This is a genomic window from Neisseria sp. GT4A_CT1, from assembly GCF_000227275.1.
GTDB lineage: Bacteria > Pseudomonadota > Gammaproteobacteria > Burkholderiales > Neisseriaceae > Neisseria.
In genome coordinates this window covers 1-1,542 of record NZ_JH164982.1, presented here as the reverse complement: position 1 = coordinate 1,542, position 1,542 = coordinate 1, and the positions used below count along the sequence as shown (strand labels likewise).

General features: G+C 51.9%; 3 protein-coding genes and 1 pseudogene. All 4 read left to right on the top strand.

Annotated features, from left to right (window positions below):
• Positions 1–126, top strand: a 126-nt coding sequence (locus HMPREF1028_RS15820; RefSeq protein WP_009313190.1) for an NGO_0222 family membrane protein, incomplete at its 5' end; no start/stop codon positions are given.
• Between the two features lie 154 nt (positions 127–280).
• On the top strand, positions 281–901 hold the full coding sequence (locus tag HMPREF1028_RS12805) for a DUF1269 domain-containing protein (protein WP_003741838.1): 621 nt from the start codon (positions 281–283) through the stop codon (positions 899–901).
• 130 nt (positions 902–1,031) lie between these two features.
• Positions 1,032–1,245: pseudogene (locus HMPREF1028_RS14225) on the top strand (HI_0552 family protein); the annotation flags it as partial.
• A gap of 139 nt (positions 1,246–1,384) precedes the next feature.
• The coding region (locus tag HMPREF1028_RS15815) for an NGO_0222 family membrane protein (protein WP_009313189.1) at positions 1,385–1,542 on the top strand (158 nt) is incomplete at its 3' end.

The following is a 1,542-nucleotide window of genomic DNA, read 5'->3' as shown; positions in this document are numbered from 1 at the left end:
TTCGCCGTCGCCGCCTTCCTGTTCGCCTTCGGCGCCGTCTTCGCCCAAATCGGCAGCCTCGCCCTCTACATCCGCCACAAAGCCCGCGCACAAATCATGCGTGAGCAACAAACCGAATCCCATTAAGGCTGGGTATTGTTCGTTATCCGTTTGCCGGTTCTACAGGCTTTACATAGGTAAAGTTTTGTTTGCCGCATTGCTCCCCCCCCCCTTGCAATTTACACTGACACCGCATACAACTTGTATGTTCTTAAATCTTTCAACCCACGGGAGTAGACTTATGAAACAAAACATCATCGTTGTTTTATTCAACATCTCCAGCGAAGCTTATCAAGCCTTTTCTGAATTGAAAGCTTACTCGCAGACAACAGATGCTTTGGTGGCACAAGCCGTTTTGATTAAAAAGGAAAATGGTCTGATTATCCCAGCAGAAAGCACCGACTTTACCGCCAATACGGTCGAAGGCACATGGACGGGCGGCCTCATTGGTTCACTGGTCGGCATTCTCGGCGGTCCTATCGGTGTTCTGTTGGGTGGAGCTACTGGCGCACTCATCGGCAGTGATGCAGGCACTGCCCAAACATTGGGAGAGGGGTTGTTGCTGGAAAATACAGCCAAAAAACTGGATAACGGCAGTACTGCAATCATTATTTTGGCGCAAGAATCCGACGAAGCTGTATTGGATGCCTTCTTCCACCGTTTCAAAACCGTTATTCTCCGGCAAGATGCAGCCGTTGCCCAACAGGACGTATTGGCAGCAATAGAAGCGCAGGAAGAAGTGGCACGTCAGGCACACGAAGCGTGGAAAAAACAGCGCAAAGCCGAGCGCAAAGAGAAAGTGGAAGCCTTCAAGGCCGACATCAAACAAAAATTCGACAAATTGGCAGCCAAGTTGAAATAACACTGCCACCAACCCAAGGTATGTAACCGCTCAAATTTTCCGTTTCGGATGCATGCCAAACCGGTTTGAGGCTACCTGAAAATCTATTTTTCAGGTAGCCTCTCCCTTTTTCATGCCCCGCCAAACCATCATGCTCACCCCGCAAAGCTGCGACCTATTCCAACGCCCATTTTTCCAGTTCGCCCAAATCCGCCAATACCAGCCCGAAACCGAAGCGCAAACCAAGCAAGGCCGACTACAAAGCCGCGTGGCAAGTGTGGCGCACGTTGGTTTTACAGGTAGCCTCACAACTGGGCGCGGGCTTTGCCCCGCCGCATATCGAACGCTGGTGCAACGGCTGGCAGCGCGACCTGGCTAGTCGAAACCCTGCACCGCCTGCTGCCAGTGTACGAAGCCTGCCACAATGTGCGGCTGTGAGCGGAAGCAAGCTTCCCCCATCTGCCGTTAAGGCTACCTGAAATCTAAAAGAAACAAACAAAACCAATGACCAAACGCCGAACCTTCCTCATTCTGACCATCCTCTTCACCCTGCTCTTCATCGCATTGGTAACGTTGGGCGCCTACCTGCTTTCCATCCAAAGCAAACAATTCGCCGTCGCCGCCTTCCTATTCGCCTTCGGCGCCGTCTTCGCCCAAATCGG